Origin of the sequence: Adhaeribacter aerolatus, from assembly GCF_007991635.1 — a bacterium.
GTDB classification, from domain to species: domain Bacteria; phylum Bacteroidota; class Bacteroidia; order Cytophagales; family Hymenobacteraceae; genus Adhaeribacter; species Adhaeribacter aerolatus.
In genome coordinates this window covers 156,625-170,954 of record NZ_BJYS01000015.1, presented here as the reverse complement: position 1 = coordinate 170,954, position 14,330 = coordinate 156,625, and the positions used below count along the sequence as shown (strand labels likewise).

General features: G+C 44.5%; 10 protein-coding genes. 5 read left to right on the top strand and 5 right to left on the bottom strand.

Going from position 1 to position 14,330, the window contains the following annotated elements; genetic code table 11:
- The 5 genes from AAE02nite_RS11260 to AAE02nite_RS11240 all read right to left on the bottom strand — a co-directional run.
- Nucleotides 1–704, bottom strand: a 704-nt coding sequence (locus tag AAE02nite_RS11260; protein WP_146897829.1) for a hypothetical protein, incomplete at its 3' end; no start/stop codon positions are given.
- Between the two features lie 210 nt (nt 705–914).
- Nucleotides 915–2,186 (bottom strand): serine hydrolase domain-containing protein, encoded by a 1,272-nt coding sequence (locus AAE02nite_RS11255; RefSeq protein WP_146897828.1) that lies wholly within the window; start codon nt 2,184–2,186, stop codon nt 915–917.
- 361 nt (nt 2,187–2,547) lie between these two features.
- On the bottom strand, nt 2,548–2,853 hold the full coding sequence (locus AAE02nite_RS11250; RefSeq protein ID WP_146897827.1) for a type II toxin-antitoxin system RelE/ParE family toxin: 306 nt from the start codon (nt 2,851–2,853) through the stop codon (nt 2,548–2,550).
- Nucleotides 2,835–3,071: a hypothetical protein gene (locus AAE02nite_RS11245; RefSeq protein WP_146897826.1), complete on the bottom strand. Its 237-nt coding sequence runs from the start codon at nt 3,069–3,071 to the stop codon at nt 2,835–2,837. The genes AAE02nite_RS11250 and AAE02nite_RS11245 overlap by 19 nt, the downstream gene beginning before the upstream one ends.
- Nucleotides 3,072–3,145: 74 nt before the next feature.
- Nucleotides 3,146–4,417 carry a serine hydrolase domain-containing protein gene (locus AAE02nite_RS11240; RefSeq protein WP_146897825.1) on the bottom strand — a complete coding sequence of 424 codons (1,272 nt, stop codon included), beginning with the start codon at nt 4,415–4,417 and terminating at the stop codon, nt 3,146–3,148.
- 457 nt (nt 4,418–4,874) lie between these two features.
- Here AAE02nite_RS11240 and AAE02nite_RS11235 point away from each other — a divergent pair, with 457 nt between their 5' ends.
- The 5 genes from AAE02nite_RS11235 to AAE02nite_RS11215 all read left to right on the top strand — a co-directional run bounded on the left by AAE02nite_RS11235 (nt 4,875) and on the right by AAE02nite_RS11215 (nt 14,264).
- Nucleotides 4,875–7,280, top strand: coding sequence for an ABC transporter permease (locus AAE02nite_RS11235; RefSeq protein ID WP_146897824.1), 2,406 nt, complete (start codon nt 4,875–4,877; stop codon nt 7,278–7,280).
- Nucleotides 7,281–7,401: 121 nt separating this feature from the next.
- Nucleotides 7,402–8,181, top strand: coding sequence for a toast rack family protein (locus AAE02nite_RS11230; RefSeq protein ID WP_146897823.1), 780 nt, complete (start codon nt 7,402–7,404; stop codon nt 8,179–8,181).
- 289 nt (nt 8,182–8,470) lie between these two features.
- On the top strand, nt 8,471–10,903 hold the full coding sequence (locus AAE02nite_RS11225) for an ABC transporter permease (protein ID WP_146897822.1): 2,433 nt from the start codon (nt 8,471–8,473) through the stop codon (nt 10,901–10,903).
- Nucleotides 10,904–10,949: 46 nt separating this feature from the next.
- Nucleotides 10,950–13,343: an ABC transporter permease gene (locus AAE02nite_RS11220; protein ID WP_146897821.1), complete on the top strand. Its 2,394-nt coding sequence runs from the start codon at nt 10,950–10,952 to the stop codon at nt 13,341–13,343.
- A gap of 90 nt (nt 13,344–13,433) precedes the next feature.
- Entirely contained in the window at nt 13,434–14,264 is an 831-nt protein-coding gene (locus AAE02nite_RS11215; protein ID WP_146897820.1) for a pentapeptide repeat-containing protein, read from the top strand.
- The last annotated feature ends 66 nt before the right edge of the window (nt 14,265–14,330 follow it).

Genomic DNA, 14,330 nt, shown 5'->3' with positions numbered 1-14,330 from the left:
ACAGTTAGATTCCCATTAACATGTACAGCAGTCAATTTGACATCATCATTATAGATGCCGTCATTGAATGTAATTCCATTATTGCACTTTCCCGACCATATTAAAGTGTCTTTTTTAATTTCAACTCCATTAAAAGATATACTATCGACATATAAGTTTTCAATTTTTAATCTACAATTGATTTTAGCATTAGATATATAGATAGGACCATTAATTGAAACAACCTGGGTTAGGCTAAATCTCTTTTCAATTAAAGAATCCTCAATTTTAATGCCAGTGTTTGATATTTCAAGAGATTGGACATCTAAGCCATTAATCTTTGAATCTTTACTGATCTCAATTCCCCTTTCAAGAAAATTATCGCGAAGTATGAATCTTGGAATTTCACAGCTTTCAAAACTTAAGCTATAAAATGTATCATCCTGTCTATTTAAATAACCTTCTGCTTTTGTACCTTTAAGAAGAAAGAAATCTTTAAAGCTACAATTCTGAAATGATATGCCTTTACCTAAATTTATATTTTCAATCAGGAAATTACCTTCAAAATTTACATTTTTAAATATTATAAAATCACAATTATATGTTGTGTCTTTTTTTATTTCAACATGACCATTAACAATTACATCAGTTATTTCTACTATATCTATCTTAGCTAAATTGTGAAGTCTTTGATTTAACTCAAATGGGGTTAGGGTTTGTTGCACTTTTATTCCTTAAGGTTATTTCTGAAAGTTTCCGCCATGTCAGGTGTTATTACCAGGCATTTGCTTAAACGAATGATTTTTTTCTTCTCTTTGACAAGTGTTTTTATTTTGAATAATGCTGTTGACCTAGAACCTTCGGGTAAGATAAAGTTAACAAAATACTGCTATGTCAGATGATAAAACCTGACACATCAGGAACCTGATTTTAATTTACTTGGGAGAATATTCTCCATATACCGCATCACGGAAGCGCTTGTGTAATTGGCCGTAAAAGGGCATTACCTGCACAAACAACACGGCGGTAACTTCATTAACCGGATCTACCCAAAATAAAGTGCTGGCGGCACCATCCCAGAAAAACTCACCCACTACCCCATTGTTTTCTTCTTTGGTAAAGGGCGGGCGAAGCCGCACCGCGAAATCAACGCCAAAGCCAACCTGGCCTTTGCTGGGCAGCCACATGCGCTCGGTAATACTTTCGGCTAAATGGTTGGTAGCCATTAACTTTATTGTTTCTGGTTTTAAAATAGTGGCTTTACCTGACTTGCCTTTATTTACCAGCATGCGGGCAAATTTCATGTAATCATCTAGCGTAGAGGTGAGGCCAAACCCGCCTGTCTTTAATGGCCAGTTTTTAATGTTATAGGTGTTCTCATCATCGGGTACGCGCGTTAACAGCCCGTCAGCACTACGGCGGTACATACCGGCGAACTTCTGCCGGTCTTTTTCCGGAACCACGTACCGGGTGTTGGTCATGCCCAACGGGTTGAAGATGTTTTCCTGCAAATATTGGTCAAATGGTTTGCCGGAGATACGCTCTACCAAATAGGCCTGCACGTCTACCGAAGGTCCGTAAGCCCATTGCTCGCCTGGATGAAACTGGAGTGGCAGGCTGGCTAATTTTTTTGCCATTTCGCTCAGGGTGTTTCCCGGATTCATTACATCGGCCTTCTTTACTAAATCGCTGAGCCCGGGAAGGTCGGTACTCGTAGCAAAGCCTGCGGTATGACGGGTAATATCGCGGATGGTAATAGGGCGTTTGGCCGGTTCCAATATTAAGTTGCCCGTAGCATCAACCCCTTTATACACTTTCATATCGGCAAATTCAGGCAGGTATTTTGCCAGCGGATCATCCAACTGGAAAGCACCTTTCTCATAAAGTTGCATCAGAGCTACTCCAGTCACCGGCTTGGTCATGGAATAAATGCGCACAATCGTATTCCGGTCCATCGCAATTTTTGCTTCGCGGTCGGCATAACCAAAAGCATTATAATAAACCTCTTTGTTTTTCTCAAAGATCAACGCCGATACCCCCACTATTTTGCCGGAATCAACAAAGCTCTTCAGGGTAGCATCAATGCGGGCTTTTACCGGTTTATCAATAATAATGGGAGGCTTCCGGGTTTTATCCTTCATGCCAAGTGGTTGAAAGGAAGTAGCCAAAAAGAATATGGACAATAATGCCAGAAGGGTTTTGTTCATTAGGGTATTTCTGTAAGGTTCAGGTTGGAAGTTATTGTTTTTTGTTTCTAATTAATAAAAATAAAGCTTAGTACAAATTGTTATCAAAACAATTTGTACTAAGCTTTATTTTATAAACCTAACCTGTTTTTGAAAGACCCCTACTTATTACAGGCTGTAATAATTTTCATTCCGTAAAATCAAGAGGAATGGCGTCGGCTGTGTTTGCGCCTGGCGGCTATCGTTGATTTTCGTTTTGGCTATTAATGGTTTTACAGCCTCGAGGTAGAGAATCACCCGTACCTTTCGCATATAGTTTAGCAGGGAACAGGCCAAAGGAAATTAGCGGAAGGAATAAATTCTAATTGTTGTGTAGTTTCTATTAAGTTAAGTATTTTTTTAACTCATCAGGATTTCTTCTAGTGTCCCAAATAACAAGAATTAAGATTTCTTCTTCTTTGATTTCGTAGAAAATAGAGAATGTTCCTTTTACTAACACCCGGATATCAGCATCAGAGGTTTGTCTGCCTAGAAAGAAATTATCTTGAAGTTTTTCTATTATTTGAAAGATCTCATTCGCAAGTTTTCTGCTATAATCACTAGACTCATCTCTTTCATTATAAAACTGGAGAGTTGCTTTAAAATCTAGGCGAGCTTCTTTCGTCCAGACTATGCGCTTTTTAGCCATGCATCAATTTCTTGCTTTATGTCTTCCTGGGAGAAAGTCTCACCATTAGCGTATTGTTGTCGGGCTTTGTTAACTTTTTCCTGCTCAAATTGATTCAGTTGATATTTATCGTTTTCAATTTTAGCATCAGTTAAGACTTTCAAGGCATTCAAAAAAGCTTCATCATTAATGTCATGAATCCGTTGAATCAATATATTTTTTAAGCTATTAACTTCCATTTCTTCAAAATTATTACCTGTTCAAGTTTACTAGATTTCTGCTATTTAAGTTAGAAATTCTAACTTCGGAAAATTTATGATGAATGGCGCCGGCTGTGTTTGCGCCTGGCAGCTACCGATGATTTTTTAGTTCTCTTCGCCTTGGCAATCTTCTTAGATGCTCGTTTGATTTTCTTTTCGGCGACTAATGGTTTAACGGTTTCGGGGTACAGAATAGCCTGCACGTTTTGCATATACACCAAACTGCCGTTGGTTACATTGCTTAGCACAATAATGGCGCTGTGGTCTTTGCGGTTGCGCATGAAATAATTGTTAAACCCGTGCCACAAGCCGCCGTGGTATTCCACTGGTTCGGAATCGGCGAGTTTGCGGAGCCGCCAGCCAAAACCGTAGTCCTCTTTTGTAGTTTCTTTGGCCGCTCCTACAAAAGCTTCTTCCAGGGTTTTCCGCTTTACCAGTTTTTCGGTGTACAAAGCCTGGTCCCATTTATACAAATCTTCTACCGTGGAGTAGATACCTTTATCGCCCTGCACGCCATCTAAAAAATCGATTTCGCGTTTGCGGCGGCGGGCCGTGTGTCCGGGCGGAATTTCAGAATTCTTATCCGTTAGTACCCAACTGTTTTGCATGCCCAAAGGCTGGAATATTTTCTTTTCCATAAAGTGCTCGAAAGGCATACCCGATGCTTTGGCAACAATGGCGGCCAGCAGCATATAGCCCGTATTGCTATAGTTAAAGCGTTTGTCGGGTTGGTAGTAAATGGCAGGCTTGTGTTCGGTCATCAGCCGGATTACTTCATCGTTGCTGATAAAAGCCTGGCGGTCTTTCCAATATTTTTCGGTAAAATAAGTGTAGTTGGGCAAGCCCGAACGGTGCGTAAGTAAGTGCCGGACAGTGATGCACTCGTAGGGAAAATCCGGGAAAAAGCGCTGCACTTCGTCTTCGTATTTCAGCCGACCTTCTTCCTGCAGCATCATAATGGCCATGGCGGTAAATTGCTTACTTACCGAGGCTAACTGAAAAGGCTTTTGCGTGGTTAAGGTGTCTTTTTTCTGAAAATCGGCGTAGCCAAATGCGCCTTTGTATAATATTTGGTTGTATTGCGTTACCAGCACCGTACCGTTAAATCCTCGCTTCTTATGTAAATCCCGGAACAAAGAATCTAACTGGCGCTCTTGTTTTTTGGCCCGCTCGGGGTTTACCAACGCCACTATCTTATCGAACTGCTCTTCCTCTTCTGCCGTTGCCGCACCGTTATTTTTATCGGAGGTTGATTCGGAACAGGAAATTAAGCAGCAGAAGCCCACAACCCACAAAAACCTAAGCGATGAAAAGAGTACTTTCATGAACGCCACAAATTAATTTTAAGCCAAAACCAGATATCTAACATACAGAAAATTACTAAACCCTGCTCATCTTTTTTCAGGTTTTTGGTTACTCTGTTTTCTTTTGCCCGCCGGCAACCTGCCCGGAACGCGGACTTTAAAAACGGCGGCAAGCGATTAATATTTAAATTTATACCAGATAAAATTATAGGTTAAAGACTTATTGGGGCTACTGTCCGGATTAAAGTAGCCGGTTGAGGGTGTTACAAAACCGGACAAAAAAGTGTATCAAAACCGAACGGTTTCTGCCTGGTGTTTTCTGTGTATTTAAATAAATAATTGATTAACAATAATATAACGTTGTGGCATTTTTATTATTGAAAGAATTGAAGAGCTAAATTAAATTACGGTTACTTCTAAATTCCCGGTTAGATTTCCTGATTCTGCTTAAACCACACCAGACCTATTTGCTGCTACTATGCTGAAAAACTATCTGAAAATTGCGTTTAGAAACCTGCTCCGGCACAAAGGCTATACTTTTATTAACATGGCGGGTTTGGCAGTGGGCATTGCCTGCTGCACGTTTATTTTGCTGTATGTGCAGGACGAGCTTTCTTTTGAAAAGCACCACCGTAACGCATCAAATATTTACCGGCTCACCATTACCATCGATAACAACGGCACCGTTGAAAAAGCCGGTATTACCTCGCCGCCCATTGCGCCGCAGCTAATGCAAGATTACCCGGAAGTAAAACAATTTGTGCGGCTTAGCAGCACCGGCGGCCACGAACTGGTAAAGTACGGCGAAAAGGCTTTTTACGAAACCGGCGGCTTTTTTGCCGATTCTACCTTGTTCCAGGTGTTTGATTTTCCGCTGGTAGCTGGCAATGCTGCTACCGCGCTAAACGAGCCTAATTCTATTGTGCTGAGTCAGGATTTAGTTAAAAAGTATTTCGGCAACGAAAACCCAATGGGTAAAATGGTAGAGCTGGAAACCCAAACGCCCCACACTTTAAAAGTAACCGGCGTGTTAGCCGAAGTGCCCCGCACCACCCAGGTACGGCCCGATTTTATTGTGCCTATGAGCCTGGTAGGCAGAGATTTTCTGAGTCAGTGGTTTGCCTACGGGTTTACTTCTTATATTCTGGTAAACAGTAATTTTAATGCGGCGGCATTTGATAAAAAGCTGGCGGCCTTTACCAAAAAATACCAGCCCAACCAGCCCGGCAATCCGCCACCACCCGCCCTGCATATTCAGCCGCTGCTCGATATACATTTAGAACCGGAGTACGGTGGCCAGTTGGCACCCGTAAGCGACAAAAATAATATTTACCTGTTTTCGGCGCTGGCTTTATTCATTATTCTGCTGGCCTGTATTAATTTTATGAATTTGGCCACGGCCCGGTCGCAGAACCGATCCAAAGAAGTAGGTGTGCGCAAAGTAATTGGCGCTACCCGTTCGCAGCTTATCCGTCAGTTTTTATCCGAATCCATGGTGCTTTCAGGTTTTGCCTTGCTATTGGCAATGCTGATGGTGCGTTTGGCTTTGCCATTGTTTAACCAACTTTCGGGTAAATATATTCAGCTAAACTACCTGCAAAATCCGGAAATGTGGCTGGGAATGCTGGGGCTAACTTTGTTTGCCGGTTTAGTAGCGGGTATTTATCCGGCATTTTATTTGTCGGGTTTCCGGCCAGTGCAGGTGCTTAAAGGCCGGCAAACCGGTGCGGTTAGTGGGGTAGCTTTGCGGCAGGGCTTGGTTATTTTGCAGTTCGCCATTTCCATCGGCATGATTGTGGGCACCGCCGTGGTGTATAACCAGATGCAGTACGTGCAAAACAAGCGCCTGGGCTTTAACCAGGAACAAATGCTGATTGTGAATATTCCGGGCAACCAGCCGATACAGAAATCGCGTACCTTCCGCGACCAGGTGCAGGAATTACCGGGTGTAAAAAACGCCACCCTAACTGGTTCTATTCCGGCCGACGAAGGTTGGTGGCGTACGCCCATGCACCCGATGGGCCAGGGCAACTCGCAGGATAATTCAATTATTGGCTTTGTGCTGCCCGCTGATTTCGAGTTTATTAAAACTTTTGACCTGGAACTAGAAGCTGGCCGTTTTCTTGATAAGAAATTTGCCACCGATACCGCCCGCTCTATTATGCTGAACGAAGCCGCGGTAGCCGCCTTTGGCTGGCAATCGCCGAATGAGGCCTTGGGCCAACGCATCAGTTACGGTGGCCGCGACTCCATTGGCAGCGTGGTGGTAGGCGTGCTGAAAGACTTTAATTTTCAATCGTTACACCAGAAAGTAGAGCCCATGGTATTCAGTGCCAGTACCAACCGGGCTTCATTTTTAGTCGTGCGCCTGGCCACCAACGATGTATCCGGCACCCTGGCCCAGCTCGAAAGCAAATGGAACGCCTTCGATCCCAAACACCCCTTCGACTTTACTTTTATGGACGATCGGCTGCAACGCCAATACCAGGCCGAACTGCAACTAGGCAGAATATTTGCCACCTTTGCTGGCTTAGCTATATTTATTGCTTGTTTGGGTTTGTTTGGTCTGGCATCTTTCACCACCGAGCAGCGCACCAAAGAAATTGGTATCCGCAAAGTGCTGGGCGCTTCGGTAAGCGGTATTGTGGGTATGCTCTCGAAAGATTTCCTGAAATTGGTATTGGTAGCCAATGTTATCGCCTGGCCGCTCGCTTGGTACGGCATGAACCAATGGCTACAGAATTTTGAGTTCCGAACGCCTTTTTCTTGGTGGATATTTGGGATAGCGGCGTTGGCGGCCTTCGTTATTGCGCTGTTTACGGTAAGTTTCCACGCGGTAAAAGCGGCGGTATCTAACCCGGTTAAAGCCTTACGCAGCGAGTAATTATTTCTTACAGATATGCCGAAAGCGCCCCTTCTGTTTTAGGAGGAGCGTGGGTGGTAAATTCTAACTAATATTTTATATTATTGCTACCCTTCCATCTTTCCTAACTGAAACTAAAATAATGCTCCTGAAACCAATCAATCTGCTTTTGTTTTATGCAACCAGTTTCTTTTTAGTAAGTTGGTTTTTGGTAACTCCTGCTAAAAGCCAGCTTACTTCCAAGCAGGTTATTGACTTAAAAAATATTAAAACTTTGCAGGCCGAACTGCAGATAAATGCAGGCACCTTTAAGCTTACTACCCAGGACCAGCGGGCGGTAAATGCCAGTTTTAATTACACGCGCAAAAACTGGAAACCCGAAATAAAATTTACGCCCCAGGCTGGTAAGGGAATATTATCCATAAAACAGCCCGAAGAAAAGAATACAAACATGCAGGAGAAGGAACGGAATGAATGGGAAATAAAAATGCCCCGCTCCGTACCCACCGACCTGAAGTTTAGAATGGGAGCCGGCGAGGGCACGGTAAATTTAAGCGGAGCAAAAGTAAACCGGCTGGAAATGGAAGCCGGCGCCGGTGATTTTAAAGTAAACTTGGCTAATACCTCTGTGGCCAATTTAAAAGTAAGTGCCGGGGTAGGTGCTTTAACCCTAAACCTCACGGGCAACCGCACCAATAATTTAAAAGCAGAAATTAATGGCGGCATCGGTGACCTGAACCTGGTACTGCCGCGCCAAACCGGCGTGAGGGTAAAAGTTTCCGGATTGGGTGACATAGAAAGTGGCGGTCTGAAAAAGCAGGGCGGTTATTTCGTAAATGATGCCTACGGCAAAACTTCGCAGCTTTTAGATATTACGGTGAGTGCCGGCCTGGGCTCCATTAAAATACAATTAGAGAAATGAGTTTTTCTAGGTTAAACAATCCGGTCCAGTTATACAAAAAAGACTAATTGTGTTGCTTGCAGCAGCTTTTCTGCCTGGTTAGCCCGTGTGGATCGTTGTCCCCCTTTGGAGGGGGTAGGGGGAGGACAAGCACTGATGAGGACAAAAAAACGGTTGTTGGAAGCGAAAGCAGGATAAATAGTTTCATCAGAATATTTATCTCCTTAGGTGTGTAATCCTCCCCCTACCCCCTCCAAAGTGGGACTTCTCAGGAGATGGCAAAACAAAAGTTTAACAACAGTAACGAATTATGTTAAAAAACTACCTGACGATTGCTATTCGGAATATTTCCCGGAACAAAGCATTTTCGGCGATTAATATTCTGGGGCTGGCTATTGGCATTGCTTCGTGCCTACTCATTATTTTATTTGTGCTCGATGAGGTTAGTTACGACAAGCACTTCAGTAAGGCCGATCGGATTTACAGGGTTGGTTTTAATGGACGATTAAACCAGGAGGTGCTAGAGTTTCCAATGGCCGGGGCGCCGGTAGGTGAACAGCTTAAAACTACTTTCCCGGAAATAGAAGCATATACCCGCATCCGGGTAAATGGCAATCCGTTTGTAACCTACAACGGCCAAACGTTTAAAGAAACCACCTTCGCCTACGTAGATCCTACTTTCTTCCAGGTTTTTGATTTGCCCTTATTACAAGGCAATCCGGCTACGGCTTTGTCGGACCCTAGCGGCATTGTGATTACCGAAGAACTTGCCCGGAAATATTTCGGGAAGGAAAACCCCATGGGCAAGGTTCTGGATTTAAAAGCCTGGAATGCTACTTATAAAGTAACTGGCGTAATCGCCAAAATGCCTGCCAATACGCACTTCCATTTCGATTTATTAGCCTCTATGCACAGCCACGGCTTAGCTAAATCTGATTTTTGGTTAGCCTTTAATTTTTACACCTACGTGCTGGTTAAGCCGGGTACAAATATTAACCAACTCGAAACTAAATTCCAGGCCGAAGCCGAGCGCTTTATTGCCAAGGAGGTAAAAAAAGACGTGGGCGTCAGTATGGCCGAATTCCGGAAAGCCGGCAACGATTTCCGGTTGTTCGTGCAGCCCCTCACCAATATTCATTTGCGGTCGCAGTATAAATTTGAACTGGAGCCAAACGGCAATATTCAGTATGTGTATATTTTTCTGGCAATTGCGGGTTTTATGCTCCTGATTGCCTGCATTAATTTCATGAACTTATCTACGGCCGGGGCATCCAAGCGGGCCAAAGAAGTGGGCATCCGGAAAGTATTGGGTTCGGTGCGTCAGCAATTAATATTTCAGTTTATATCCGAATCGGTGCTGATTAGCTTTTGTGCGCTGGCCATGGCTATATTTTTGGTAAGTCTGGCTTTGCCGGTTTTCAACGACTTAACGGGCAAAGCTTTTACCCTGGAGCTCTTGATGCAACCGGAATATTTAATAGGGCTGCCTTTATTTGGTTTACTGGTGGGTGTGTTGGCTGGCAGTTACCCGGCTTTTTACTTATCGGGTTTCCGGCCGGTAGCGGTTCTAAAAGGCAGCAGCCTGGGCAGTAAATTATTTAGCGGTAATCAGTGGTGGGGCAGTTTCCGGTTACGGAGTGTGCTAGTGGTGTTTCAGTTTTTTATTTCGATTTCGTTGCTGGTGGGTACCGTAGTGGTTTACCGGCAGCTTACTTATATGCAGCAAAAAGCCGTGGGCTACAGCAAAGAGCAGGTGCTGGTGGTGCAGGATAGTTACGCCCTTAAAAAGAACGAAAAAATATTCCGGGAGAAAATAGCGCAATTGCCGCAAGTGTTGCAAGCCAGTATTTCGGGCAACGTACCGGTTGGCTATTCGGAAGAGAGCAACAACGGCTTTTTTCCGCAGGACCGGAAGGACCAGCCCATTGTAATGCGCCAGTATAATATCGATGAAAATTACCTGCCTGCCTTGGGCATTAAACTGGTAGCCGGTCGTAATTTTTCGAAAGATTTTAAAACCGATTCTTTGGGGGTGTTGCTAAACGAAGCCGCCGTAATGGCCCTGAATTGGCAAGAGAAACCGCTGGGCCGGAAAATACAGGACGGCAGTGCCCGGGTGCTGCACGTAGTGGGCGTAATGAAGGATTTTCATTTTGAGTCGATGCACCAGAAAATAGGGCCCATGGCCATGACTTACGGCGGAAATTCGGGCAGCGTGCTGGTAAAAGTTAAAACCGATGATATTCCGGCTTTGCTGGCTGCGCTGGAAAATACTTGGAATGACCTGACCGCCGAAGCACCGTTTGCTTATTCTTTCCTCGACGACCGCTTTGCCGAGGTTTACCAGGCCGAGCAGAAATTAGGCGAAATATTAGGCATTTTCGCCGGGCTTACCATTTTTATTGCTTGTCTGGGTTTGTTTGGGTTGGCCACGTTTACCGCCCAGCAACGGCGCAAAGAAATCGGCATCCGCAAAGTACTCGGCGCTTCGGTAAGCGCCATTGTAGCCATGCTCTCCAAAGATTTTCTGAAACTGGTGCTGTTCGCGAATATAATTGCCTGGCCCCTGGCCTGGTACGGCATGCACCAGTGGCTGCAGGATTTTGCGTATCGGACTGCTATTTCCTGGTGGATTTTTGCCTTAGCTGGTGGCTTGGCTATTTTCATTGCGTTGGTCACGATTAGTTTTCAGGCCGTAAAAGCCGCCGTTTCTAACCCGGTAAAGTCGTTGCGGAATGAATAAATAGTAACCACTATGGTACCCGGACCATAGGCAACCCGTTAAAGTTATGCTTAAAAATTACTTTAATATTGCCTGGCGCAATCTAAGAAAGCACAATGCTTTTGCGGTCATTAATATAAGTGGCCTGGCCCTGGGTCTTACCGCTTTTTGGCTGATTACGTTGTACGTGGCCGATGAAATGAGTTACGATCGGTTTCATGCCAACGCCGACCAGATTTACCGGGTGGTGCATTACGCCCACTGGGGCGATAACCAGATGCAACTGGCGCCCACTTCCGCGCCTTTTGGTCCGGCCCTGCAAGCCGAGTTTCCGGAAGTAAAAGCGTTTGTGCGGCTGGTGCCCGAAGGCGGTGGGGTTATCACCTATCAGAATAAAAGGTTAAAAGCCGATGATGTTTTCCTGGCGGATAAAAATATATTCCGGGTTTTCAGCTATCCTTTTTTATACGGCAACCCCGCTACCGCATTAGCCAAACCCGATGCCATTGTTTTAACCGAAAGCCTAGCTGTAAAAATATTTGGCAGTGCCGCTACCGCCCTGAATAAAACGGTTAAACTAAACGACCAATTTACCAACCTGGTAACCGGGGTGATAAAAGATGTGCCAGAAAATTCGCACGTGCAGTTTAGTGCCCTGCAATCGCTCCCCGCCAATTTTACCGAAGGCTGGCAATATTTTCATTTGTATACCTACCTGCTACTCGCGCCGGAGGCCAACGCTAAATCTTTAGAAGCCAAACTTCCGGCCTTTGCCGCCAAAAACATCCAGAAAGAGATGGGCGTGCCGGATTACCGCCTAGCGTTGCAACCTATAAAATCTATTCACCTGCATTCTGATTTAGATTACGAAATAGGCGCGAACGGTAATATTAACACGGTGTATATTTTTATGGCGGCCGCCTTACTCATTTTATTAATTGCCATTATTAATTACATGAATTTAACTACGGCCCGTTCTTTTGTGCGGGTACGCGAAGTGGGTGTGCGCAAAGTACTGGGCGCGAATCAAAGCCAGCTTATTGGGTTGTTTCTGACCGAATCTTTTTTGCTTACTTTTTTGGCTACCGTTATAGCAATTTTTAGTATTGAATTGGCCCTGCCGTATTTTAACAAGTTCGCCGGCAAAGAACTATCGGTCTGGCAATTTGGCGTGGGCAATACGCTGTTTATCTTAGTAGCTTTTTCTTTCCTGATTAGCATTTGCAGTGGTAGTTACCCGGCGCTTTTTCTTTCCTGCTTCCGAGCCATACCGGCTTTAAAAGGGCAGTTGGGCAACTTATCGGCCAGTCTTTTATTCCGCAAATCGCTCGTTGTTTTCCAGTTTATCATTGCCGTAACCATGATTTTTGGGTCGCTGGTTATTTACAAGCAACTGAGTTATGCCCAAACAAAAGACCTAGGTTTTAACAAAGAACAAGTGCTTACCTTTCATTTAGAATCCGGGAAAGTACGGGAGCAGGTAGCGGTGCTAAAAGCTCAATTATTACAAAGCCCTTTTATTGAAGGTGCAGCGGTGGCCGGCAACCCCATTGGCAACAACAATATTGGTGGCCTGGGTTATTGGTTCGATCCCGAAAACACTGGTAATTTTAATGCCCACAACGTAAGTGTCCAGGAGCTCATGGTAGATGCCGATTTCCTGCAAACCCTGGAAATAAAATTACTTGCCGGCCGCAATTTCTCCCGGACTACCGACCAGTTCCAGAGTATGCTCATCAACGAAACCCTGATGAAGAAATTAGGGCTAAAAAATCCGATTGGCATAAAAGCGCAGTTTAACACCGACGACAAAGGCACCCGGGGCGAAAGAGCCATTATTGGGGTAGTAAAAGATTTTCATACCTATTCGCTGCAGCACAAAGTAGAACCCATGGTTTTGGTTATGCCGCCGGTAGCTTCTATGCAGGATAATGTATACGTTAAAATCCAACCCCATCACACCGCCGAGGCCCTGGCTTACCTAACGCGGGTGTTCAAGCAATTCGACCCCAACAACGCTTTGGAAATTAACTTTCTGGACCAAAATTTTGCCCGGCAGTACGAAGCAGAACAAAAACAAGGGAAAATATTGCTTTTATTTACCATCCTGGCCGTTTTTATTTCCGGGTTAGGCTTGTACGGTTTGGCCACCTTCACCGCTGCGCAACGCACCAAAGAAATTGGTATTCGCAAAGTACTGGGGGCTACCGTAGCCAATATTGTAGCGATACTCTCAAAAGACTTCCTGAAACTGGTTTTGTTGGCCAATGTGATTGCCTGGCCAATTGCCTGGTGGGCCATGCATAACTGGCTGCAGAATTTTGCTTTCAAGGCCGACCTGGGATTATGGATATTTGTTTTGACCGGCGTAGCCACGCTGCTCATCGCTATGCTAACGGTAAGTTTCCAGGCGGTGCGCAGTGCCGTTGCTAACCCGGTAGAGTCGCTCAGGAGCGAGTAAAATTAATTTGGTAAACCTGTTACTTTTTAACGAATCGGCAGTTGCTGTTAGGGGGCTGCCTCATTTTTAACCCTCTTAAAATATTGCCTGATGAAAAAATATTGCCTAATTCTGTTTTTGCTCCTGCTCTTACCGGCGCTCTCTTTTGCCCAAACCAATGTAGCCGCCCAAGATATAATCGCCAAAATAAACCGGGGCGAAGCAGTAAACTATAAAAATGCGCGCATTGAAGGAAACCTGGATTTTACCCAGTTACTGAACAAAAAATTAAAGAAAGAAACCGACCATGAAGACCGGAGCAAATTCTATATCAGCACGGTTACTGCACCTGTTTCTTTCAACAATTGTACCTTCAGCGGCCACGTGCTGGGGTATTTTAACCCGGATAATTTTGATCTTTCGAATGGCTCTACGGTACGCGATTTAAAGAAAAGCTGGGTGGGCGAAGCGAAGAACGAAGTGTATAATGCCAATTTCGAAAAAGAAGTTAAGTTCCTGAACTGCACCTTTGAGCAGAGCAGTAATTTTAAATATTCGGAATTTAAAGAAGGCGTATCTTTTGCCGGCAGCCGGTTTTCGAAGGAAGCATTTTTTAAATACAGCAAATTTGAAAAAGCCGCTGATTTTAATAAGGCGCAGTTCGAAAACGGCGCGGTGTTTAAATACGTGAAATTTCCGCAGCACCCCAATTTCAGTGGGGCTACCTTCGCCGGCGAAACCGATTTTAAATACGCCCACTTTCCGGAAGGCGTTAATTTTCAGAAAGCCCAGTTTAAAGATTTTGCCAACTTTAAATATACCCAATTTGCCCAACCCCTGAACCTGAAAGGCGCTGCTTTTAAAAAGGAAGGCGACTTTAAATATACCCAGCTAAACGGACAGAAAATATCTAGCGCTTACTTCCTGGATAAAACAGAGTGATTGTTCTTCCCTCGCTCGCGCCAGTTTAGCGAACCGTAACTGGTGTGTAATTAATGAAGGGAAGTC

What these genes read in the sequence shown, in the direction of transcription:
- AAE02nite_RS11255 (WP_146897828.1), bottom strand. Translation starts at nt 2,186, where the DNA reads ATGAACAAAACCCTTCTGGCATTATTGTCCATATTCTTTTTGGCTACT.
- AAE02nite_RS11250 (WP_146897827.1), bottom strand. Translation starts at nt 2,853, where the DNA reads ATGGCTAAAAAGCGCATAGTCTGGACGAAAGAAGCTCGCCTAGATTTT.
- AAE02nite_RS11245 (WP_146897826.1), bottom strand. Translation starts at nt 3,071, where the DNA reads ATGGAAGTTAATAGCTTAAAAAATATATTGATTCAACGGATTCATGAC.
- AAE02nite_RS11240 (WP_146897825.1), bottom strand. Translation starts at nt 4,417, where the DNA reads ATGAAAGTACTCTTTTCATCGCTTAGGTTTTTGTGGGTTGTGGGCTTC.
- AAE02nite_RS11235 (WP_146897824.1), top strand. Translation starts at nt 4,875, where the DNA reads ATGCTGAAAAACTATCTGAAAATTGCGTTTAGAAACCTGCTCCGGCAC.
- AAE02nite_RS11230 (WP_146897823.1), top strand. Translation starts at nt 7,402, where the DNA reads ATGCTCCTGAAACCAATCAATCTGCTTTTGTTTTATGCAACCAGTTTC.
- AAE02nite_RS11225 (WP_146897822.1), top strand. Translation starts at nt 8,471, where the DNA reads ATGTTAAAAAACTACCTGACGATTGCTATTCGGAATATTTCCCGGAAC.
- AAE02nite_RS11220 (WP_146897821.1), top strand. Translation starts at nt 10,950, where the DNA reads ATGCTTAAAAATTACTTTAATATTGCCTGGCGCAATCTAAGAAAGCAC.
- AAE02nite_RS11215 (WP_146897820.1), top strand. Translation starts at nt 13,434, where the DNA reads ATGAAAAAATATTGCCTAATTCTGTTTTTGCTCCTGCTCTTACCGGCG.